Raw genomic sequence first — 20,476 nt, 5'->3', positions numbered from 1 at the left:
TTATGCTCCCCCTTGCTTCAGGAGTCAACCGTTATTTTCGTTTCCGCGAAAAATCTTTTCGCTTGCGTTTCCCTTAACCGTTTTCCCTTGTCGCGAGGAGCGGTTATGCTCCTCCCCGTTCCGCAAGTCAACCTTTATTTCAGCTTTTCGTAAATTAACCACAAAAAGCATGGGTTGCTCGTGCAACGGAAGTTAAAAATAGCGAAACGGCGCCACAGAGTCAAGCTGTAGTGCCGTTTTTTCGCAACCATTTGCCGAACTCGCTGACGTTTCAGACAATTTTGACTTTTTTCACCCCTCGCAAGGCAATCACCAGCAGCGAGCCGCACAGCGCGCACTGCCAAGGATCCAGATTCGTCAACAGCATCACGGTCAGTGCCAGCATACCGCCAAAGGCGGCTGCAGTAGCGTACAGTTCTTCCTCCACGGCACGGGCCATATCCCCGAGGCAGAGGTCTCGAGCAATGCCCCCCACAAGCCCACCCAGTATTCCAACCAATATACTACCCGTAGGGCCAAGCCCGGCCATCACGCCCTTTACGGTTCCTATGCCAGCCCCAAGTGCCAGCCCCAGGGCATCCAACCAGTAAAAGGCCACCCAGGCCCGGCTGCTTTCCCCTATAATGATACCGGCAATGCCGCCGCTTACGCACGCAGCGAGATACTCCCCCTGATTGAGGGTAATGGCGCCGTAGCCGAGCAGCCCATCACGAGCAAGCGGTGCTGCCATCCCAGCCAGACAGGCAAGAACGGCAGCACCGCTGAAATGTGCGCCCGTAGAGCGCGCCCGGCAAGATGCGGCAGCGGCCAGCACGAAGCTGGCCGCCAAGTCTAACACAAATAAGGGGAGGTTCTGCATACGCTGCACCTGAACGCCAAATCATTTCGTCGTGAAATGCTCTGGCAAGGATTTGCCTGCCAATCATTACTGCGAACAGGCACAGCGGGTTTTGCCCACGATGAGCGCCTGTCTCAAGGCTTCTGCCCTACTTGGCCAGCCCCACTGCCCGGCGTTCACGAATGACCGTCACACGGATCTGACCGGGGTAGGTCAGATTTTTCTCAATCTTTTCAGCTATATCCTTGCAGAGAATATACGTGGTGTCGTCATCAACCATGTCGGAGTTGACCATAACGCGAATCTCACGGCCAGCCTGAATGGCGTATGCCTTGCTGACGCCATCAAAGCTGGTGGCAATGCCTTCCAGATCTTCAAGCCGCTTCACATAGTTTTCAAGCAGCTCTTTACGTGCGCCAGGGCGCGCGCCGGAGATGGAGTCAGCCGCCTGCACCAGCACTGCCAAGGCCGTTGAGGGGCGCTGGTCTTCATGGTGGGCTGCAATGGCGTGGATGATCTCCTGGCTTTCGTTGTACTTTTTGGCGAGGTCGGCGCCGATAAGGGCGTGCGGGCCTTCCACCTCATGGTCAACGGCCTTGCCTATGTCGTGCAACAGGCCAGCCCGCTTGGCTTTTTTGACGTCCATGCCGAGCTCGGCGGCCATCATGCCGCACAAGGCCGAAACTTCAAGAGAGTGCTGGAGCACGTTTTGGGTAAACGAGGTACGGTAACGCAACTGCCCGAGCAAACGGACAATTTCCGGATGGATACCGTGAACGCCCGCGTCAAAAGTGGCCTGCTCGCCCACTTCGCGCACCTGGGTGTCCAGTTCCTGCTCACACTTCTGCACAATGTCTTCAATGCGGGCAGGGTGAATGCGACCATCCTGGATCAAGCGCTCAAGCGCCATTTTGGCAACCTGGCGGCGCAAGGGGCTGTAAGCTGAAAGAATAACGGTTTCAGGCGTATCATCTATAATAAGATCCACACCTGTGGCAGCCTCAAGCGCGCGGATGTTGCGACCTTCGCGCCCGATGATGCGGCCCTTCATGTCTTCGCTCGGAAGGGTCACAGCGGTCACGGTCTGCTCGTTGACGTAGTCGCCCGCGTAGCGCTGGATGACATTACAGAGGATTTCTTTGGCTTTGCGGTCGGCAGTTTCGCGCGCTTCCATTTCAATCTGGCGGATCATGCGCGCCGATTCGTGCCGGGTTTTGGCTTCAATTTCGCCAAAAAGCCGGACTTTTGCCTCATCAGCGGTGAGCCCTGCAATTTCAGAAAGCCGCTGTTCCTGCTCTTCAATACGGGTCTGCAAAAACATTTCAGATTCAGCAAGCTGGCGTTCCTTGCGGGCCAGATCCTTCTCTGAAGTCAGCAGTTCATGTTCCCTTGTGGTTGCTTTTTCAAGCTTTTCCTCAAGGCGACCGCCCATTTCTTCAAGTTTGCGTTCGCGGGCCTTGACCTCGCGCTCACGTTCCTTGAATTCGTTTTCAAGTTCCCGCTTCTGATTGAACAGATCGTCCTGGCCCTGAAGCAATATCTCTTTTTTCTGGGCCTGCGCCTCTTTGCGCGCTTCCGCAACTATACGCTTCGCCAGATCTTCGGCGTCGCCCACACGTTTTGCGGCAGAACGCTTGTGCGCAAACACCCCCAGCGCAACCCCCAGCAGCACCGCAGCTACAAGCGCTGCAATGAACAATGGATCCATGAATCCAGCCTCTCTCTTTTATCAATACGGACCCTGCGCCAAGAGGCGCGGGCCGACGAACACCGGCAAGCGGCAAAACTGCCGCACGCCGTAGCAAAATGAGCCCAAAGGGGCTGCTGAAACCCTGGCTGGATACCGATTGACGGTCAGGAATGAACTGCGCAAAAGCACCGGCTGCTAAGAATGGCAGCCAGATACGTCAAAAGAAGGCGCGTTCCCCGGAGCGCCGTGTCATGCTTGCGGTACAGAACCTGGATAACCAGGTCGGGCGCCTGTATGTCCTTTCCGGGCTTCCCGGTCTTGCCGGGCGTGCACACACAAAGACAGTGACGGCTCCCTATTATATTCTTGTCAGGTTAGCACCGAGGCATAAATCACGCGCGTCCCAGGGAAGCGCCCAAAGGAGCCTAAGAGGACTCCTCTATTTTTGAAAGCAAGGTTGAGACGCGATTCTGCACGTCCGCCTGCTCTTTCTGCGATTGCAACAAATCATCCGCCAGTCCAAGGGCCATAAAAGTCAGCAGAATGTCCTTGGTCTGCCCTCCGTGGAACCTCAGCTTCTGGTCTGCGAACCGTTCCTCCACCAGCCGCACGGCTTCCTGTACGCGCCGCATGTCGGCTCCAGGCTTGAATGCAATGCTCAGCCCAAGAACGGTGAGGTTGATAGTATCCTGGTTCACAAAAACCTACTCGACGCTGTCGTGCTCCTGAATCCTGCGCAGCAAGGCGTCAATGCGATTCAGCGCCTCAGTACGCAGCGTTTCTTCGTTTTCAAGAGCTTCGCGCAGCTTTTGGTTTTCTTCATCAAGTGCGTCATTTCTGGCTGCCACGTCGGCAGACTCCGCACTGATTTTCGCGTTTTCCGCCTTGAGGCGGTCAAGTCGGGCCAAAAGCGCCTCAACCTGCGATTCAAGCTGCTCCAAAAGTTCCATGATTTGTAGATAACACTGCGACATGACCTTGGCAAGAATGGATACGCTCGGGCGAAAAAATACCCGCGCCGGCCTGTGCCGACGCGGGCTGCAAAAAGCCTAAACCCCTGCGGCACAGGCCGCCAGGGCCGTTTATTTATTCCTGCGGGGCAGATTCTTCTGCTTTTCGCGGGCAATGGCAAGCTCGCCGTTGGGCACGTCGCGGGTAATGACCGATCCTGCCCCCACAAGGGCGTCGTCGCCCACGGTCACAGGGGCAACCAGGGCGGTATTGCTGCCAATAAAGGCATAGCGGCCGATTTTGGTCTGGAACTTGTGCTTTCCATCGTAGTTGCAGGTAATTGTGCCCGCGCCGATGTTGGTGCCCTCGCCTATTTCGGCATCGCCAAGATAGGTAAGGTGATTAGCCTTGGCGCCTTTGCCAAGGTGGGTCTTTTTAAGCTCCACAAAATTGCCTACATGCGACTGCTCTTCAAGCACCGCGCCGGGCCGCAGGCGGGCAAAGGGCCCCACCAATGCGGCTGCGCCCACGCGGGCTTTTTCCAGATGGGAGAAGGAGCGGATCTCTGCATTATTTGAGATCACGCAGTCGCGCACTACGCAGTGCGAGGCAACGCTGGCCCCACGGCTGATGCTGGTGCGCCCATAAATTTCGCACGGCCCCGTCAATTCCACGCCGGGTTCAACCTGCGCCAGAGGCCCCACACGCACCGATCCCGGCGCATGTACGATAACGCCCGAAGCAAGCAGATCATCAACAATACGGGCGCGCAGGGTTTCTTCCATGCGGGAAAGCTCAAGCGGCGAATTCACTCCCATGAGCGAATCATCGCGGCCGCACTGGATGCCGAGAACTTCGTATTTTTCCGCAACGGCGAGGCCGATGAGGTCTGTAATGTAATATTCGCCGCTCTTGTTGCTGTTGTTCAGGTGTGGCAAAAGGCTTTGCACCGCACCAAGGCTGCAATAGTACATGCCCGCGTTGACCTCGTTGGAGGGCGGCCCGTAAAGCGAGGAATCATAATCCTTGGCTTCCACAATGGCCTTGACCTTGCCCTGCTGGCGCACCACCCGGCCATACGCGCCGGGGTTGTCCAGCTCAATGGTGGCAAAGGCCAGGTCAGCGCCAACGGCCTCGGCAAGAAAAGAACGAACCAGAGATTCCGAAAGCAGGGGCGCATCGCCGTTGACCACCAGCAAATGGGTGCAACCGGCTTCGGTCAGTGCGGGCAGAGCCTGAATAAGAGCGTGGCCTGTGCCAAGCTGCTGCTCCTGCAGCACAAAGCGGGCATCAGGAAAGGCGGCCTGCACCATTTCGGCGCGATGCCCGGCCACAATCCAGACGTCTTCCGCAAAAACAGGGCGCAGAGCCTCAATGACGCAGGCAAGCATTGGCTCGCCCAGCAGCGTTTGCAGCACCTTGGGCCTGTCCGAGTGCATGCGGGTTCCCTTGCCCGCTGCAAGAATCAAAGCCGCGTTCTTCGGCATGGATATCTCCTTCGTTCGCCACATATGGCGGGAATCTGTGCAGGCAGACCAATAGCCTCTTGCGGGCCAAACAGCAAGACCGCAGAGTTAATCTGCGTTGCGCGGCGCTGTTTGGGTGTTTACCCCGTGCTCGTGCGACGGCAGGCCAATCACGCAAAGTCTGGCATAGGTGCTGTGCAGGCGCGCATTCAGCGCATCTGAAGAAAGATCGGCCATGCGGGGAAACATGCGCTTGAGCACCATCACAGCCTTTGCGGCTGCGGGCGTCAGTTGCAGGCCAGACCAATTGGCGAGGCGCAGGCACCGCCCCCCGTAATAATCCTGAACATAGCGCAGGTTGCCCGTATCATTGCGCGGCACACTGTGGCTGAACAGCGGCGCGGCTGCGAGCACTGCCTTTGTAAAAAAAGCCTGCATGGCCCGTGAACGCTCAGGATCAAGCTCGCAGAGATATCCGGCAGAAACAAGGCAGCCGGCGGCATGGGCCAGCCAGCCTGCGCACTTGGCCTGCAAGGGGAACTCCGGCAGTTCGGCCAGCATACGGCCAACCTTTTCGTGCATAAGTGAGTCATGGTGATACATACGGGCGCGGTTTTCCGTCATCCCGCCGCCATGCTTGCGGTAAAGCACCACACCATCTGTATTTATGCCCACTTTGGCCCCCAGACCGTAGCAACGCAACCAGTAATCCTGATCTTCACAGGATTTTAGACTTTGATCAAAATAACCAGCATGCCGCACAATATCTGTTCGCACCATATAGCAATGCACAGGAGCAAGATTGGCATTACATGCATGCACATCCCAATGGCTGTTGACCAGCGACCACAACCCATCGATCTGCCCATTTACGCCTTCTGAAAAATCCAGACAGCGACAAATGACAATATCAATTTCAGGCTGAACGGCAAAAGCTTTCAGCTGGCTCGCCAGCAATCCCTTTGTATGAAGGTCATCCGCGTCAAGAAAGGCGATGAAATCACCGCGCGCTGCACGCAGTCCAGCGTTCCTGGCTGCGGAAAGTCCTTGGTTTTCCTGATAGATATAATGCACATCCGGCCCAAAAGAACGGGCAACCTCAGCGGTGTTGTCCGTTGAGCCATCATCCACCACAATCACTTCCACTTCCACCTGCGGGCAGCGCTGTTGCAGCAAGCTGGAAACAGCGTGAGGAAGGAAATCGGCGTAATTATAGCTGGGGATTATTACTGAAACCAATGGTGGAGGAGTCATGCGATGTCCTGTTATGCCGGGTAAGCACCATGCAGGAGTGCTGATAACGCGCACCAAGCAGATTCAAGGCGCGCCTTTCAGCACCCCCGCACGCCGATTTCAGTTCTTCCAAATAAAGGTAAACACCTGCTCCACATCGGGGTGCAGGGTGTGGTGCACGGGGCAGCTTTGTGTGCAGCGCTCAATTACCGCCTTTTCCTTTGCGGAATATTCGCGGTCGGGCATTTTGAAGGTCACTTCAATCTTGCCGATGCGACGCGGGTCGGCGCTCATGGTTTTGCTGATCTCCATCTCTGTGCCGGTCACGTCCACGCCATGCGTCTTTGCATAAATGCCAATAATGGTCATGGCGCAGGCTCCAAGGGCTGTGGCGCACAGGTCGGTGGGCGAAAAAGCCGCGCCCAGCCCCTGATTGTCCGAGGGGGCGTCCGTGATGATCTTTGTGCCGCTCTGGTTGTGGACGCACTCCACGCGCAGATCCCCAAGATATTTTGCACTGACGGTAGCCATGGCAACTCCTGCGGTTTTGCCGGTCAAACGGCAGTTATGGATGATTAACCAAAAACATTATGCTCGCGCAGCGTGTTACAGGCAATAGCCAGCAAGGTCAGCCCGCCCAGCAGTTCCGCCCAGCCGTTGACCGCGCAGAGGTTGGCCAGCGCCTTGCCCAGATACACGCCCACAGCGGTAATGACCGCGCACACCAGACCGATCATCAGGGCCGGGCTCCAGACAGAAGTTCCCAGAATTGCAAAAGAAAGCCCCACGGCCAGGGCGTCTATGCTTGTGGCAACGCTCAGCACCAGCAGGTTACGCCCCGCAGTGGGATCCACCGAAGGGCGCGGACAGGAGGAACTCGCCCGTAGGGCCGAAAACCCCGAAAATACCATCTTGCCGCCTATCCAGCCCAGCAGGGCAAAGGCGATCCAGTGATCCCACGCTTCCATATAAGAACGCACGGTAATACCCAGATACCACCCCACCACCGGCATGGCGAACTGAAAAAAACCGAATGCCGCAGAAAGGCGGAAGTAATGGCGCGCCTGCGGCGCGCGCAGGGCGCAGCCCGAAGCCAGAGCAACGGCAAAAGCATCCATGGAAAGGGCAACGGCCAGAAGCAGAACAGCAAAAAACGACATAAAAACCCCATGCTGCGGTGCGCAATGACCGCCCAAATTGATTGCAGAGTGGCGTGAACTATAGGGCAAGGGCCGCTCAGGAGCAAGAGAGGTCTTTCGCTTGCGGCTGACACGGCCTCGGGATACAAGGCTGGGTATGCAAACTATTCCTTCTTGGCTTTTCTGCTGGCAATGGATTGCCGCTGTTCTGACCCTGGGCGCAAGCGCCGCTTCGGCCATGCCCATTATTATTGCTCTCACCCTGGCCACCGGCAGACGCGGACAGGCCAGGCTCAGCGCCTATGGCGCGCGCACCCTCGCCAGCTGCGCTGCGGGGCTGGCTGTTCTTGGCCCGCTGCTGGCCGCAGGCAGTGTTCTTGCCCTGCTGGCAAGCGTACGCAGCACGGAACACATGTTTGAAGGCGTATCATTATGGATGCCCGCCATGCTGCCCTACACAACGGCGGTTGCCGCCTGGCTGGCTGGCATAATCAGCCTGCTGCTGTATCTTGCGGCTGACCGCGCTGCCCCCGTGCCGCAAGCTGCGCAGGATTACTGGCAGCCGGGGCAGATCGGCCTGCGTGTCGGCCTTGCGCTGCTGGCGGCCCTCTGCTTTTTTGCCGCGCAGGTTTTGCCCAACTGGCCCTTTTCCGGCCTGCCGCAAGGGCTGAGCATGGGGGATGTGGCTCTGGCCGTGCTTCCCAAAACCTTGCACGACTACTTTACCGCATTGGCCCCAGCGGGCAGTGTTGCGCTGATCATCCTTTCCCTTGTGGCCCGCAACGGCGGAGCCGCATTCACGCTGGCAGACGAGCAGCGCGCTGCCCGCTGGTGCGCCCTGTGGGCCATGGTGGGCTTTATCCCCCGCTGCATTGACCGATGGGGGCTTGTGATCGGCTTTTCCCTGCGTCAGGGGCCCTTGCCGCAAGGTCTGGCGGAACAGGCAATGGGCCTTGTGCCCATGACCCTCGCCATTGCCTGCTGGGTGGCCCTGTTTGTTCTGCGCGCACCACGCAAATTTTACTGGCTCAACGTTCTTGGGCTGCTGCTGCTTGTGCTGGGCGCGAGCTTTCCGTTCCTACTGGCGCTCGGGCGCTGATGCTTGCCCCGCACGCGGGCAGCGCGTATACCCAACTGCACATACGGATTTGATTTTTCCGCAACCCGGAGGTTCCCATGCGGACTTTGTTTTTTCTGTCCCTTCTCATGCTCTGCCTGACGATTACAGCCCAGGCTGAACCGCGCTCGTTTACGCTTTTCAGTGCCGACCTGCCCCAGGGCTGGGACGGCGAGGAAAAAATGGGCTTCAAATCGGGCAATCCCGATGAATGCATGCTGATTCTGGGCCTTTCCAACGAAAAGAAAGACGACTACGCCGCGCTCATCAGCATTTTTGTTCTGCCCAATACGCAGAATGACGACAGCGCATCACTTGCCAACAAGCTTGCCCCTCTTCAAGCCAACGCTTCCCAGCCCCGCCCGCAGGGGCCGTTCTGGACGTTTAACGGCGAACTGCGCAGCCAGGCCTTTCCCGCCCCCGGCGTAACCAAGGTCAACGCCACGGCGGACAAGGTCATTATTGCCATTGTTCAGGATCCTGACCAGCGTGGAGCCGAGGCTGTTTTTGCCAGCCTCAAAGGCCTCACCCCCGAAACGCGCAAACTGCTCGGCCAGTAAACAGACTCTGCACATAGTTGACGCGGCTTTTGCTCAACAGGCCGTAATGTAAAACGCCGGCTGTCCTTTGCAGGGCAGCCGGTGTTTTACATTTATTCCGCTTCAGGCGGGCTTATTCGTGCCAGCCCAGAAACATCTTGTAGGCATCGTTGTTGGATTCTTCCACATGGGGATAGCCCATGGCTTCAACGCGTTTGAGAAAATCCTCAAAAGCTTCCTTCTTTTCATCGGGCGCTTCAAATCCCACAAGCACGCGGCCAAAATCCGCGCCGTGATAGCGGTACTGGAACAGCGAAATGCTGAAATCCACGCGCATGGCGTCCATAAAGTCCAGCAGCGCGCCGGGGCGTTCGGGGAATGTGAAACGCAGCAAACGCTCGTGCAGAATCTGGGGCGCGTTGCCGCCCACCAGATGCCGCACATGCACCTTGGCCAGTTCGTTATCCGTAAGGTCAATGGCCTCAAAGCCCTTGCCCCGCAGTTCTTTCAGCACCTGGGCCACATCATCGCGCCCGTTGATCTTGATGCCCACCAGTACTCTGGCCTTTACCGGGTCTGAATACCGGGTGCAGAGTTCCGTAATGTTGCGGCTGCCAAAAGAGGCGCACAACTGCCGGAAGCTGCCCACGGTTTCGGGGATGGTCACTGCCAGCAGGGCTTCACGCTGAGCGCCTATTTCCGCGCGGTCAACCACGTGGCTCAGACGGTCAAAGTTCATGTTCGCGCCGCTCACAATGGCTACCAGGGTGGCATCATGCAGATCCCCCGCCTTGGCATAGGCCCGCAGGCCAGCCAGAGCGAGCGCGCCCGCAGGCTCGGCCACAACGCGGGTGTCTTCAAAAATATCCTTGATGGCGCCGCAGATGGCGTCCGTTTCAACGGTGATGATGTCGTCAAGCAGGTCGCGGCACAGAACAAAAGTTTCTTCACCCACCAGCTTGACGGCCACGCCGTCGGCAAACAGGCCCACATCGTGCAGTTCCACCCGCTGCCCGGCCATTACGGAACGCCGCATGGCATCGGAATCCACAGGCTCCACGCCGATGACGCGGATTTCAGGCCGCAGGTTCTTGATGTAGGCCGCGACGCCCGCCGCCATGCCGCCCCCGCCGATGGGGACAAACACAGCGTGTATATCGCCGGGGTGCTGGCGCAGAATTTCCATGCCGATGGTGCCCTGCCCTGCGATGACATCCGGGTCGTCAAAGGGCGGAATATACACGCAGCCGGTTTCCTGAATCAGGTCAAGCGTATGCTTCCAGGCATCGCTGAAAGACTCCCCGGAAAGCACAACCTGACCACCCAGCCGCTTCACAGCCTCGACCTTGATGGCGGGCGTGGTCACGGGCATGACGATGGTAGCCTCGCACCCCAGCCTGCGCGCGCCAAGGGCAACGCCCTGAGCGTGATTGCCAGCCGAGGCGGTAATAATGCCCCTGCGCAGCTCTTCCTTGGAAAGATGCGCCATCTTGTTGTAGGCGCCTCTAATCTTGAAGGAAAAAACAGGCTGGAGGTCTTCGCGCTTGAGCAAAATATTATTGCCGGTGCGGCGCGAAAGACTGACCGCCTCGTCCAGAGGGGTTTCTACCGCCACGTCGTACACGCGGCTCAAAAGGATACGGTTCAGGTATTCGCTGTGCTTGTCCATGAAAATGTCCTTGCGGGGCTTCGCGCATGGCCGCCCTTGCGGTCGAAAAACGCATTTTGTGAGGCCAATCTTTATATACCTGCAAGAAATGCTTCTCAAGTGCTTACTTTTTAAACTTCGCGCTGCTTTATGGGCCGAAATTCTGTTTCTGCCATGTTTTTTTTCACGCGGCAGGGCACATCGGCTCACGGCTTGCCCCACTGTTGCGTATCTGTACAGCTACAGGCCATTGCGCTATGCTTGCCGAATGACCGAACCGACTTCCGAATTTTCCCAATCTGAAACCCACGGCCTGACCGAATACACGCCGCACATTTCAGTGCGCGCCGCAGGCCGCCTGTGGCGGCTCACCCGGGCCGCCGACCTTGAGCAGCTTTGGGACGCCATGACGGCCTCGCCCGATGATTTTGACGATGAGCGCCTGCCCTACTGGACGGAACTCTGGCCTTCAAGCGTTGCCCTGGCGGGCTGGCTTGCGCAGCAACGGCAATACATTGCCGGGCAGCCCTGTCTGGATATCGGCTGCGGCCTGGGCCTCACCGCCATGGTGGGCCAATGGCTTGGCGCAAAAATGACTGCCATGGACTATGAGGAAGCCGCCCTGCACTTTGCGGCCCGTAACGCCGATATCAACGAAGTGCCGCAACCGTTGTGGACAGTCATGGACTGGCGGCGGCCCGCCGTGCGGGCGCAGAGCATGCACCGCATCTGGGGCGGCGATATCATGTATGAAAAACGTTTTGTGGCTCCGGTGCTGCGCTTCCTTGACCATGCCCTTGCCCCTGATGGCGCGGCATGGGTGGCGGAGCCGGGCCGCACAGTGTACGATGCTTTTCTGCACGCGCTGCAAAACGGCGGCTGGCAAGGCAGACGGGTGTATCACGAAACAGTGGATCCCCTTTACGCCCAGCCAGTGCCCGTTACCGTACACGTTTGGGAAATCAGCCGCCGGGCCTGAGTTCGGGGCGTTCTTCAACCACAGCAATCAGCCCTTATGGGCCATACGGGAAATACCATGGGAAACCTGGCGCGCTTCGGCGTTTCTTTGGATGAAGATCTGCTGGAACCTTTTGACCAGCTGTGCAAACGCAAAAGCTATCCCAACCGTTCTGAAGCCATACGCGACCTTATCCGCAAGGCGCTGGTGGAGGAACGCTGGAGCAACGACGCTTCCGGCGCGGGCACGCTCACCCTGGTGTATGACCACCACAAAAACGATCTGGCCCGTCGGCTCATGGCCATCCAGCACGACGACCACGATCTTATTGTCACCACGCTTCACGTGCATCTGGATCACTACAACTGCCTTGAGGTGCTTGTGCTTAAGGGCGAACCCAAACGATTGCGCGCCCTTGCCGACAAACTGATCTCCTGCCGAGGCGTCAAGCACGGCACTTTTACCGCTACTACTACAGGACAGGATCTGGCATAATGGAAGACGTACAGAGCCACGCCCCGCAGGTTGCCCTGAATATTGACCGCGTGGGTGTTCGCGAGCTGAAGCTGCCCCTGCTGGTGCGCGACCGCTGCCAGGGGACGCAACAGACCGTGGCTACCGTAGATCTTGGGGTGGACTTGCCTTCATCCTTTAAGGGTACCCACATGAGCCGCTTTGTTGAGGCTCTGGAGCAATGGAACGATGAGATCAGCTATCAGTCCGTGCGGCGGCTGCTGGTCAATATCAAGGAACGGCTTGGCGCGCGGCGGGCCTATGCCCGGTTCTGTTTTCCCTATTTTATTGTCAAAAAGGCCCCTGCCTCGGGCAGCCCGGCCACGGTTGCCTACGAATGCCGCCTCACCGGCGAGCTGGACGACAAGGGCCAGTCGTTCGTTCTTGAAACCGATGTTCCGGTCATGACTGTCTGCCCCTGCTCCAAGGCCATCAGCCGCGAGGGCGCGCACAGCCAGCGGGCCATGGTGCGTATGCGTTTGCGCATGCGGGCTTTTTCGTGGCTTGAAGATTTCATCGATATTGCCGAAGAATCCGGCTCGTCCGCCGTCTACACCCTGCTCAAGCGCGAGGATGAAAAATTCGTCACAGAGAGCGCCTTTGCCCGCCCCACCTTTGTGGAGGATGTGGTGCGCAACGTGGCGCAAAAGCTCACGGCCCACGGGCAGGTGGAGTGGTTCAGCGTTGAGGTGGAGAGCATGGAATCCATCCACAACCACAATGCCTTTGCCCGCATTGAACGCGATCTCTCTGTTCGCTGACATGCCGTGCTGACGCTGATTACACTGGCGCCTTGCGGCAGCATGTTCTGAGTACGCGATAATACTCTGAAAATCTGCCTAGCCCCTTGATTGCAAAAAACCCCAACCACCCGCCAACCGGGCCAAAAAAAAGTTTTTGTATTCGGGTAATACTTGTGCTAGTTAAGCCGTAAGGTGTGAATGATGAGTAGCAGTAGCCTACAGATCGGCGCATCAGCCTTGAATGCCTTTTCGTGGGGCACGGCTGTTACAGCGCATAATGTAGCCAACGTCAGTACGGCTGGTTTTGAGCCGCGCCGTGCCGTCTACTCCAGCAATGCCAACGATCAAGGCGTTAGTTTTGAAGCCGCGCTGAAAGACGCGGGATCAAAAGTCGGTCCCAGCTCGGACTGGAATGCCGCCAACGCCGTTCTTGATGTCACTTCCGGTATTCCCCTGGAAGCATCCGCACCCAGCGGTACGGATCTTGCGCGGGAATTCACTCAGATGATCTCCACCCAGCACGCCTATGAGGCAAACGCGCAGGTAGTGCGCACCAGTGATACCATGCTGGGTACGCTTTTAGACATCAAGGCTTGACCAACTACAGACAAACGGGGTTATTCCCGTTTTTTTTGCGTGACCCGCCGTTGCCTTTGTGCTGCGGCGCAACCCACACGGAGTGCCGATGGGTAGATGCCTGAAACTGTGTGCGCTGACTCTGGCTTGCGCCATGACCTTTGGCTGCGCAGTAAAAAACAACCAGCGTGGTGACTACAGCACACAAGCGGAACAGCGTTTTCGCCGTTCTTATGAAGCTGCTTTTGACAACAACGAGCAGCAGGGCAGCCAGCAGCTTTTGCGCAAGGCACGGTCTGCCATCGGCACCCCATATGTTCCCGGCGGCATGTCGCCGGGAGGATTTGACTGCTCGGGATTTGTCTGCTGGGCATACAAAAGCGTGGGCGTGAGCCTGCCGCGCACCGCCCGTGAACAGTCCGTTGTGGGTAAGCGCATCAATAATGTGGAAGAGATGCAGGTTGGCGATATTGTCGCCTTCCGCCACCCCCGCCGGGGCTATCACACCGGCATCTATGTGGGCGACGGCAAGTTCATCCACAGCCCCCACCGCCGCACCACCGTCCGTGTCAACTCTCTGGACGACCCCTATTTCAAAGGCACATTCCTCGGCGCCCGGCGCGTCAAGATGGACGGCACCGAAAATCTTGTGGCCGAAGCCCAGACCCGCCTGAACGACTACGCGGAAGAAAAGGCCGTGCGCGATATTTATCGCAGCCACAAGCCCTCCTCCCGCTCCAGCGTTGCCAGCAACGACGACCACAGAAAGAGCAGCAAGGATCGCGGCAAGGAAAAAGACAAAGACCGCTCCAAGGATAAAAATCCTTCCAAATCGCGCGAGCAGTTTGTGGAAGTGGCCAGTCTGGACAAAAAGCACTCCACCCGCAAGATCGAGGTGGAAAAGGCTGACAAGTCGTCCTCCAGGTCTTCAAGCAAGGCATCCGTCAAGGAAGACAAGTCGGACAAAAAGAGCAGTGCATCTTCGTCCAAATCCAGTTCTTCCCGAGCTGAAGCTGAAAAGTCCGAACGCAAGAGCGAGGCCCGCAAATCTGACGCCCCCAAGGCTGAAGCGCGCAAGACGGAAAGCCACAAATCTGAAGCTGCCAAGAGCGACAGCAAGTCTGGCTCTTCCAAGTCCAGCGCCTCCAAGGGCGAATCGACCAAGCACGAATCCACCAAGTCTGAATCCGGCAAGAAGGACAAGAGCGATGGCAAGGTGGCTTCTTCCAAGTCTGACGAGGGCAAAAGCAAAAAAACTCCCGCCAAAAACCGGGATTAGAATTCATAGGACATAATTGATGCTTCCTAATATTTCTCCTGCAGAAGCACTGAAGATGCTGCAGGATAACAAGGCTCGCCTTGTGGACGTGCGTGAAGCGGACGAACTCGCGGCATTGCGTGTTCCCGGTGCCGAAGCGGCCCCCCTTTCGGTCATTTCGTGGATGGATCTGCGCCCCGCCACCGCTGAACACCCCATCATATTTACCTGCAATTCCGGCAACCGCACCACCAAGAACAGCGACCTGCTGCAAAAGCTTGCGGCAGGCCCCGCATGGCAGATAGAAGGCGGCGTCAGCGCCTGGGCCAAGCAAGGGCTGCCGGTGGAAACCTCCAAACAGACGCTGCCCATTTTTCGCCAGATTCAGATTGGTGCTGGCGGGCTGGTGCTGGCGGGCGTTCTCGGCTCCCTGGCGTGGCCCTCAATGCTGTGGCTTTCGGCCTTTGTGGGCGCTGGGCTCGTGTTTGCAGGCGTGACTGGCTTTTGCGGTCTGGGCATACTGCTTTCGGCCATGCCCTGGAACAAAAAATAGTTTTATGCACGCCGCGCCTGTTATTCGCGGCAGGCTGGCTCCCAGCCCTACCGGCTATATCCATCTTGGCAATGCCTGGGCCTTTCTGCTCGCATGGCTTGCCGCCCGGGCCAGCTCTGGCGAGGTGGTTCTGCGCATTGAAGATATTGATCCGCAGCGCTCACGCCCCGAATACACCGCAGCCCTCATTGAAGACCTGACCTGGCTTGGTCTGGATTGGGATTATGGCCCGGACAAGCCGGAACCGGCTGGCGGATGTCTGGGGCCGTTTGAGCAAAGCCGCAGGGGCCAGCACTATGCGGCGGCCATTGCGCAGCTTGAAAGCGCAGGCCTGACGTATCCGTGCTTTTGCACGCGCAAGGAATTGCGCAGCATGGCAGGTGCGCCGCATGTTGATGATGCTGGAGCGCCCTACCCTGGCACTTGCCGCAGCCTGAATCAGGCGCAGCGGCAGGCCTTGCTGGAGTCAGGCCGCCGCCCCTGCCTGCGTCTGCGCTGCCCAGACGGGTCCGTCAATTTCACCGATACTGTTTTTGGGCCGCAATCGCTCACGCTGGCAGACTGCGGGGGCGACTTTGCCCTGCGTCGCTCTGACGGCGTTGTGGCCTATCAGCTTGCCGTAGCCGTGGACGATGCGCTCATGGGCATAAATCAGGTGGTGCGTGGGCGCGACATCCTCATTTCAACACCGAGACAGATTGCTCTTCTCAAGCTCCTGGGCTATGGTGCACCCGCTTATGCGCATGTGCCGCTGCTTCTGGATGACGAAGGCGAGCGCCTTGCCAAAAGGCACCAGAGCCTCGCGCTGCGCAACCTGCGGCAAATGGGCGCAGACCCCCGCAGAATAACCGGATTGCTCGGCGCGCTTGCCGGGTGCAATCCCGGCGGCACTGCCGCCAGCCCTGCGGAACTGATACCGTATTTTTCGCTTTCGCGCCTTGATGGCGATGATATCCGCCTTGGGCGCGAGATGCTACGCGCGCTTGTGGCCTGACGGCCATTTGAATACAAACACCGCTCATGTAATGACAGAGGATGTTTATGACCATGCAGAACCTGGATCAGACCTTTTTGGACAAGATTTTTCCCGCTGGCCGTGCAGATGAATTTTTTGACGCGCTCTTTGGCGGCGCTGAAGAAGGCGCTTACGACATCGGCCTGGTTTGCCGCAGCGTTGAGCCGCAAAAGGCCAAGCTGGCCTTTGAACTGCGCCAGCGCCCCGGCAAGTGCCTTGCCTGCAACCTGACCTATGGGCTGCCCCAGGTTTTTCAGCGGCACCCCATCCTGAATGTGGCTGGCGTTGCGCGCGAAGTTGCTTCTCACCTCGGCTGGCCTGCGGAATCCACCAAGTGGAAGCTGGGCCACACGGAAGAAGTGAGTCGCGAGCTGCATGTTATCCCCCTTGTGGTGGAATGCGCGTAAGCCGATCAGACCTATCCGCTTGACAACGGCCCTGTTTTTTGGCACTTCATGTCGGTTGCCAGCTTAGCTCAGTTGGTAGAGCAGCTGATTCGTAATCAGCAGGTCAAGAGTTCAAGTCTCTTAGCTGGCTCCACAGAATTTAGCCCTCACGGTGAAAACCGCGAGGGCTTTTTTGTTGGAGCTTCAAAGGGAATTACATGGCCCCCACTAACACGGCTCCTCGATCCCTACTAACTGTACAAGCTAGAAAACTCATCCATAAGGGCAACATGTCATTTCCCTCGGTGCACAGCTTGCCTTATAGGATATCATGCTTAATTTCTAGCACGGTGCAAACAAAAACAGGCTCTACACCAAAAACATGGAGGGCGGATCATGCCAATGAGAGCAAGTGACATCGAGGTTGGTATCGTGAACAGTTTTATTGGTAGGGAGATCAACGAAAATATGCCGCCGATAAGAGAACTTCAGCGGAACTATGGAGCACAAAATACTTTAACAAATGAAAGTCGCCCCTTTGTTTGTATTGGTCATCGGGATGGCATCAGTCAATGGGCTGTAATAACAACAACCCAAAGGGCTGAACGGCTCCTGATAGACCTCTCATGGCGAACTTGGCAAGATGGAAATGACCACCACAGGCCCAATGTCAACTGGCTCACAGCCTCTCAATATATAAATGGGGCCGTCTTTCAAGGCCCTGATGAAATTTGGGCACTGCTGGCTCGAGACGACAACTCCAGCGGTCGTTTTAAAATCATTAATGAGGAAGGAATACGCCGAATCCATGAACATCTCTGTCCGCAGCTAGCAGAAACCAATCCAATATTTTAGACTACAATTTTCTTAATAATTAGTAGGTTGTAGTTTTCCTAGGTCACTTCAGGCTCTCTTTTTGGCCTTTGCTACACTTGGTCAGACAAAATAAAAACGGATTGAGAGCATTACCGTAATATATTTAACCTACCAAATGCGCCCCGGCTCCGATGCATGCGGGGTGTTAATTCTTGCACTCGATCGTTGCCCCCCCCCAAAAAACATGATCGGCTTTCCCCGCCAAGGAGAAAGCCGATCATTTGTATCATCCTGATTTCTGTCTGCCGCGCAGGTTTGATCAGGAGGCAAGTTATGTTCGTTAATGGGGCCGCTCGGTGCTAGTCGCAAACGCCTTCATGTTCAGGGCCTTCGGGAACAGTGCAGGCATGTTGCTTTTTACCTGTTCCGTTGCACTCAAAACACTTTGTGCCAGCATCGTCTTTTCCCTTACCCTGACAAGCCGGGCAGGTGGTGTAGTCATCAACTCTCGTTTTCTGGGCCATAATGAGTCCCCCTTTCTGGAGTTATGCTATACATTACTACTAGCACCCCGGTGTCAAGGGCACAAGCCGACAGTTCCAGCCCGGATACCCGCAGCGGCAGCATACCGCGCAAACTTTGGCGCGCCCGTCAGACAGTGCACGTATACCCACCGCCAGCTCCCGCCCCTCCCGTTTCATCCGCCCGGGCCTGCCCCTCCGGCTTTCTGCGCACGTACCTCCTGCCGCAGCCTGCACTTTTGCTACTGCGCAATGTTCACGCTTTTGTTGAAACAGCTACCAGCATGACAACCAGCGTGCGGACATATAATAAAATGTACGCATTTGAACATACAAACACTCTTACACATAAAAATAATGCAAGATATAACACCTTACCTTGAAAAAGCGGAACAGTATCACGGTCACATTTGCAGCGGGCAGATTCTGGGCATCCGCATGACCCTGATGGCGCTCAAAGCCCTTGGGATGTCGCCGCAAGATGACATGCGAGATCTTGTCATTTTTCTGGAGACAGACCGCTGCGTCGCAGATGCTTCCTACGTGGTTACTGGTGTGACTGTGGGCCGCAGGCGGGTCAAGATGTACAGCTACGGCAAAACAGCCATGTCCTTTCTGGATTTGAAAACCGGTAAGGCCGTGCGCGTCAGCGTCATCACCTCCGACAGGCCGCCCCACCATGCGGATAAATCCGCCCAGCTCGCCTTTTGGGAAGGCTACGACGACAACGACATTTTTTCCTGCCAGCCTGTGAGTATCGCCATGCCGGAGGGCGAGTTGCCCGGCCCGCCCGCGCGCATTGCGACCTGTTGCGTCTGTGGCGAGGATGTGCTGGATTGCAAGGAAATTGTGCAGGATGGCAAAACATACTGCCGGGCATGCCTCAATGGCGCATATTACAGCCCGCTTGGGGGCAGCCATGCATAATCGTTGGCATTTGTATGACGAACTTATTGATTCCGTTCCGTCAACCGAACTGGTTAAATCCTTTGTTTACGGCGATCACTGGCTGATGGTGGAATCGGACGCCGGGGGCGTGGGCATGGCCCAGCATTTCCCGACCATGCCGGGCGCGCAGGATTCCGCGCTCTCACCATATGAAATTGTCGGCCAGCCCTTGCGGAAGGTGGCTGAACGTCTCAAGTCGTGGGATTTCAATCAGGCCTCCATTGGTCTTGCGGCCCTGAATGCTGCTAACAACACCTTGGCCCTGCGGCCAGAAAGCCCCATTCAGCCCGGCATAAATCGCATGCCCGGAGATGCCTTCAAATTTTTTCGTGCAGAATCCGCAGGCAAAAAGGTTGCGGTGATCGGGCATTTTCCCGGTTTGCGCATGCTGCGCCAGCACTGCGACATGTGCATTCTTGAGCGCAATCCACAGCCCGGCGACCTGCCCGATGCCGCAGCGGAATATATTCTGCCGGAACAGGATATTGTTTTTGTCACGGGCACAACATTTATCAACAAAACCATCACCCGACTGCTGGAACTGACCCAGAAGGCCAAGGTTTTCATGGTCGGGCCAAGTACGCCCATGCATCCCCTGCTGTTCCGGCACGGTTTTGCTTCGCTTTCCGGCCTGGTGGTGGAAAATGCCGCTGGCGTGGCCCGCGCCCTTAAAGACAACAACTGCGAGGCCATTTTTGCCAGTGGGGGCCTCAAGGTAAATCTGCTGCCCGGCGGTGCCCAGTGAATATTGAATCCTTTGATCAGCTTTGGGTCGATTACCAGCCAGACCGCAAGGACGCGCAGGAATTCTGGAACAAGCGTGCGCCATCGTTCAACAAGCGCATCCGTCGCAAAACTGCAGACGAACACCGCCAGCGCCTGATGGAACATCTTGCGCGCAAGGCTGGCCTTGACCACAACAGCGCGGTGCTGGATATCGGCTGCGGACCCGGTGCGCAAAGCCTTGAAATGGCCCCGCTGGTAGGGCGGGTGGAAGGCTTTGACCTTGCGCCCCGTATGATTGATCTGGCAAAGGGCAATGCAATTGAAGACAACTGCCCCAATGTCAGCTTTCGCGTTCTGGACTGGCAGACGGCAGACATCGACAACATGGGCTGGCGCAGACAATTTGATCTGGTTCTGGCATCGCGCACGCCAGCCATCAACAACCGCGCAACGCTGGAAAAGATGATTGCCGCCTCCAGCCGCGCCTGCTGCATGATCACGCATGTGGAAATGCGCCATTCTGTCAGGGATCAGCTCAAGAGCCTGCTCGAGTGGGATGAACAGAAAGCCCGCATTGCCCGCAGTTTTTTTTGCGCTTTCAACATGCTGTTTCTGATGGGTTTTTACCCTGAGGTGGAATACTTTGACCGAGCGTGGGAAAGCGAAACGACCTTTGAGGATGCAGAGCTGATGCACCTCAATTATTTCAGCAGCATGATGACAGTTTCTGACAGTCTGAAAGCCGAAATGCGCAAAAAGCTGGCAAGCCTCTGTCGCGACGGGATTATTCAGGAAAAGGTGGAATCAAAGCTGGCCGTCATGTTCTGGAAAATATAGCTCAC

General features: G+C 57.0%; 23 protein-coding genes, 1 tRNA gene and 1 other RNA gene. 15 read left to right on the top strand and 10 right to left on the bottom strand.

The genetic code is table 11. The features are described from left to right. Positions 1-271: 271 nt before the first annotated feature. From ACUZ79_RS07840 to ACUZ79_RS07800, 9 genes are all read right to left on the bottom strand, one after another. On the bottom strand, positions 272-859 hold the full coding sequence (locus tag ACUZ79_RS07840) for a TRIC cation channel family protein (RefSeq protein WP_449251232.1): 588 nt from the start codon (positions 857-859) through the stop codon (positions 272-274). Between the two features lie 127 nt (positions 860-986). Next, on the bottom strand, positions 987-2,546 hold the full coding sequence (gene rny, locus ACUZ79_RS07835) for a ribonuclease Y (RefSeq protein WP_449251231.1): 1,560 nt from the start codon (positions 2,544-2,546) through the stop codon (positions 987-989). A gap of 211 nt (positions 2,547-2,757) precedes the next feature. Beyond that, positions 2,758-2,941: non-coding RNA, 6S RNA (gene ssrS / locus ACUZ79_RS07830), on the bottom strand. 12 nt (positions 2,942-2,953) lie between these two features. Then, entirely contained in the window at positions 2,954-3,226 is a 273-nt protein-coding gene (locus ACUZ79_RS07825) for a cell division protein ZapA (protein WP_022657505.1), read from the bottom strand. Between the two features lie 6 nt (positions 3,227-3,232). Beyond that, on the bottom strand, positions 3,233-3,502 hold the full coding sequence (zapB, locus tag ACUZ79_RS07820) for a cell division protein ZapB (protein ID WP_449251230.1): 270 nt from the start codon (positions 3,500-3,502) through the stop codon (positions 3,233-3,235). Positions 3,503-3,610: 108 nt separating this feature from the next. Further along, positions 3,611-4,966, bottom strand: coding sequence for a bifunctional UDP-N-acetylglucosamine diphosphorylase/glucosamine-1-phosphate N-acetyltransferase GlmU (glmU, locus tag ACUZ79_RS07815; protein ID WP_449251229.1), 1,356 nt, complete (start codon positions 4,964-4,966; stop codon positions 3,611-3,613). A gap of 87 nt (positions 4,967-5,053) precedes the next feature. Continuing rightward, positions 5,054-6,199: a glycosyltransferase family 2 protein gene (locus tag ACUZ79_RS07810; RefSeq protein WP_240825021.1), complete on the bottom strand. Its 1,146-nt coding sequence runs from the start codon at positions 6,197-6,199 to the stop codon at positions 5,054-5,056. Between the two features lie 99 nt (positions 6,200-6,298). Then, positions 6,299-6,709 (bottom strand): OsmC family protein, encoded by a 411-nt coding sequence (locus ACUZ79_RS07805; protein WP_240825022.1) that lies wholly within the window; start codon positions 6,707-6,709, stop codon positions 6,299-6,301. 44 nt (positions 6,710-6,753) lie between these two features. After that, a complete protein-coding gene (locus ACUZ79_RS07800) occupies positions 6,754-7,338 on the bottom strand; it encodes a manganese efflux pump MntP (RefSeq protein ID WP_240825023.1) in 585 nt (194 codons plus the stop codon). Between the two features lie 136 nt (positions 7,339-7,474). On the opposite strand from ACUZ79_RS07800, the gene ACUZ79_RS07795 reads away from it, so the two are divergent. Both ACUZ79_RS07795 and ACUZ79_RS07790 read left to right on the top strand, forming a co-directional pair. Continuing rightward, positions 7,475-8,416, top strand: coding sequence for a spidroin-2 (locus ACUZ79_RS07795; RefSeq protein ID WP_449251228.1), 942 nt, complete (start codon positions 7,475-7,477; stop codon positions 8,414-8,416). Between the two features lie 77 nt (positions 8,417-8,493). Continuing rightward, positions 8,494-8,994 carry a protoporphyrinogen oxidase gene (locus tag ACUZ79_RS07790; protein WP_449251227.1) on the top strand — a complete coding sequence of 167 codons (501 nt, stop codon included), beginning with the start codon at positions 8,494-8,496 and terminating at the stop codon, positions 8,992-8,994. Between the two features lie 112 nt (positions 8,995-9,106). On the opposite strand, the gene ilvA is transcribed toward ACUZ79_RS07790, so the two are convergent. Next, a complete protein-coding gene (gene ilvA, locus ACUZ79_RS07785) occupies positions 9,107-10,642 on the bottom strand; it encodes a threonine ammonia-lyase, biosynthetic (RefSeq protein WP_240825026.1) in 1,536 nt (511 codons plus the stop codon). 247 nt (positions 10,643-10,889) lie between these two features. On the opposite strand from ilvA, the gene ACUZ79_RS07780 reads away from it, so the two are divergent. From ACUZ79_RS07780 to ACUZ79_RS07720, 13 genes are all read left to right on the top strand, one after another. Then, complete coding sequence (locus ACUZ79_RS07780) at positions 10,890-11,600, top strand: class I SAM-dependent methyltransferase (protein WP_240825027.1); 711 nt, start codon at positions 10,890-10,892, stop codon at positions 11,598-11,600. Between the two features lie 57 nt (positions 11,601-11,657). After that, positions 11,658-12,074 (top strand): nickel-responsive transcriptional regulator NikR, encoded by a 417-nt coding sequence (gene nikR, locus ACUZ79_RS07775; protein WP_233483062.1) that lies wholly within the window; start codon positions 11,658-11,660, stop codon positions 12,072-12,074. Then, complete coding sequence (gene folE2, locus ACUZ79_RS07770) at positions 12,074-12,853, top strand: GTP cyclohydrolase FolE2 (protein ID WP_022657494.1); 780 nt, start codon at positions 12,074-12,076, stop codon at positions 12,851-12,853. Before nikR ends, folE2 begins: the two co-directional genes overlap by 1 nt. Before the next feature lie 183 nt (positions 12,854-13,036). After that, positions 13,037-13,432, top strand: coding sequence for a flagellar basal body rod C-terminal domain-containing protein (locus tag ACUZ79_RS07765; protein ID WP_240825028.1), 396 nt, complete (start codon positions 13,037-13,039; stop codon positions 13,430-13,432). Between the two features lie 88 nt (positions 13,433-13,520). After that, complete coding sequence (locus tag ACUZ79_RS07760; RefSeq protein ID WP_449251226.1) at positions 13,521-14,690, top strand: C40 family peptidase; 1,170 nt, start codon at positions 13,521-13,523, stop codon at positions 14,688-14,690. 19 nt (positions 14,691-14,709) lie between these two features. Then, complete coding sequence (locus ACUZ79_RS07755) at positions 14,710-15,222, top strand: rhodanese family protein (RefSeq protein ID WP_449251225.1); 513 nt, start codon at positions 14,710-14,712, stop codon at positions 15,220-15,222. A gap of 4 nt (positions 15,223-15,226) precedes the next feature. Next, positions 15,227-16,216, top strand: coding sequence for a tRNA glutamyl-Q(34) synthetase GluQRS (gene gluQRS, locus ACUZ79_RS07750; protein ID WP_449251224.1), 990 nt, complete (start codon positions 15,227-15,229; stop codon positions 16,214-16,216). Positions 16,217-16,263: 47 nt separating this feature from the next. Further along, the gene (locus tag ACUZ79_RS07745; RefSeq protein ID WP_365861550.1) at positions 16,264-16,644 is read left to right on the top strand and encodes a hypothetical protein; all 381 of its coding nucleotides are present in this window, start codon (positions 16,264-16,266) and stop codon (positions 16,642-16,644) included. Between the two features lie 57 nt (positions 16,645-16,701). Beyond that, positions 16,702-16,777: transfer RNA gene (locus ACUZ79_RS07740), tRNA-Thr, on the top strand. 242 nt (positions 16,778-17,019) lie between these two features. Beyond that, the gene (locus ACUZ79_RS07735) at positions 17,020-17,478 is read left to right on the top strand and encodes a hypothetical protein (protein WP_240825032.1); all 459 of its coding nucleotides are present in this window, start codon (positions 17,020-17,022) and stop codon (positions 17,476-17,478) included. A gap of 839 nt (positions 17,479-18,317) precedes the next feature. Next, a complete protein-coding gene (locus tag ACUZ79_RS07730; RefSeq protein ID WP_449251223.1) occupies positions 18,318-18,887 on the top strand; it encodes an FmdE family protein in 570 nt (189 codons plus the stop codon). Continuing rightward, positions 18,880-19,653, top strand: coding sequence for a DUF364 domain-containing protein (locus ACUZ79_RS07725; protein ID WP_240825035.1), 774 nt, complete (start codon positions 18,880-18,882; stop codon positions 19,651-19,653). The genes ACUZ79_RS07730 and ACUZ79_RS07725 overlap by 8 nt, the downstream gene beginning before the upstream one ends. Continuing rightward, the gene (locus ACUZ79_RS07720) at positions 19,650-20,471 is read left to right on the top strand and encodes a class I SAM-dependent DNA methyltransferase (RefSeq protein ID WP_449251222.1); all 822 of its coding nucleotides are present in this window, start codon (positions 19,650-19,652) and stop codon (positions 20,469-20,471) included. The genes ACUZ79_RS07725 and ACUZ79_RS07720 overlap by 4 nt, the downstream gene beginning before the upstream one ends. The last annotated feature ends 5 nt before the right edge of the window (positions 20,472-20,476 follow it).

It is taken from the genome of Desulfovibrio faecalis, assembly GCF_053570625.1.
This window is presented reverse-complemented; position numbering and strand designations above follow the sequence as displayed.

Excerpts from the sequence above, each read along its gene's own strand:
- ACUZ79_RS07810 (WP_240825021.1), bottom strand. The coding sequence starts at position 6,199 with ATGACTCCTCCACCATTGGTTTCAGTAATAATCCCCAGCTATAATTAC.
- ACUZ79_RS07840 (WP_449251232.1), bottom strand. The coding sequence starts at position 859 with ATGCAGAACCTCCCCTTATTTGTGTTAGACTTGGCGGCCAGCTTCGTG.
- zapB (WP_449251230.1), bottom strand. The coding sequence starts at position 3,502 with ATGTCGCAGTGTTATCTACAAATCATGGAACTTTTGGAGCAGCTTGAA.
- nikR (WP_233483062.1), top strand. The coding sequence starts at position 11,658 with ATGGGAAACCTGGCGCGCTTCGGCGTTTCTTTGGATGAAGATCTGCTG.
- glmU (WP_449251229.1), bottom strand. The coding sequence starts at position 4,966 with ATGCCGAAGAACGCGGCTTTGATTCTTGCAGCGGGCAAGGGAACCCGC.
- ACUZ79_RS07735 (WP_240825032.1), top strand. The coding sequence starts at position 17,020 with ATGCCAATGAGAGCAAGTGACATCGAGGTTGGTATCGTGAACAGTTTT.
- ACUZ79_RS07795 (WP_449251228.1), top strand. The coding sequence starts at position 7,475 with ATGCAAACTATTCCTTCTTGGCTTTTCTGCTGGCAATGGATTGCCGCT.
- ACUZ79_RS07805 (WP_240825022.1), bottom strand. The coding sequence starts at position 6,709 with ATGGCTACCGTCAGTGCAAAATATCTTGGGGATCTGCGCGTGGAGTGC.
- ilvA (WP_240825026.1), bottom strand. The coding sequence starts at position 10,642 with ATGGACAAGCACAGCGAATACCTGAACCGTATCCTTTTGAGCCGCGTG.
- ACUZ79_RS07745 (WP_365861550.1), top strand. The coding sequence starts at position 16,264 with ATGACCATGCAGAACCTGGATCAGACCTTTTTGGACAAGATTTTTCCC.
- ACUZ79_RS07730 (WP_449251223.1), top strand. The coding sequence starts at position 18,318 with ATGCAAGATATAACACCTTACCTTGAAAAAGCGGAACAGTATCACGGT.
- ACUZ79_RS07780 (WP_240825027.1), top strand. The coding sequence starts at position 10,890 with ATGACCGAACCGACTTCCGAATTTTCCCAATCTGAAACCCACGGCCTG.
- ACUZ79_RS07755 (WP_449251225.1), top strand. The coding sequence starts at position 14,710 with ATGCTTCCTAATATTTCTCCTGCAGAAGCACTGAAGATGCTGCAGGAT.
- folE2 (WP_022657494.1), top strand. The coding sequence starts at position 12,074 with ATGGAAGACGTACAGAGCCACGCCCCGCAGGTTGCCCTGAATATTGAC.
- ACUZ79_RS07790 (WP_449251227.1), top strand. The coding sequence starts at position 8,494 with ATGCGGACTTTGTTTTTTCTGTCCCTTCTCATGCTCTGCCTGACGATT.
- ACUZ79_RS07725 (WP_240825035.1), top strand. The coding sequence starts at position 18,880 with ATGCATAATCGTTGGCATTTGTATGACGAACTTATTGATTCCGTTCCG.
- ACUZ79_RS07765 (WP_240825028.1), top strand. The coding sequence starts at position 13,037 with ATGAGTAGCAGTAGCCTACAGATCGGCGCATCAGCCTTGAATGCCTTT.
- rny (WP_449251231.1), bottom strand. The coding sequence starts at position 2,546 with ATGGATCCATTGTTCATTGCAGCGCTTGTAGCTGCGGTGCTGCTGGGG.
- ACUZ79_RS07800 (WP_240825023.1), bottom strand. The coding sequence starts at position 7,338 with ATGTCGTTTTTTGCTGTTCTGCTTCTGGCCGTTGCCCTTTCCATGGAT.
- ACUZ79_RS07760 (WP_449251226.1), top strand. The coding sequence starts at position 13,521 with ATGGGTAGATGCCTGAAACTGTGTGCGCTGACTCTGGCTTGCGCCATG.
- gluQRS (WP_449251224.1), top strand. The coding sequence starts at position 15,227 with ATGCACGCCGCGCCTGTTATTCGCGGCAGGCTGGCTCCCAGCCCTACC.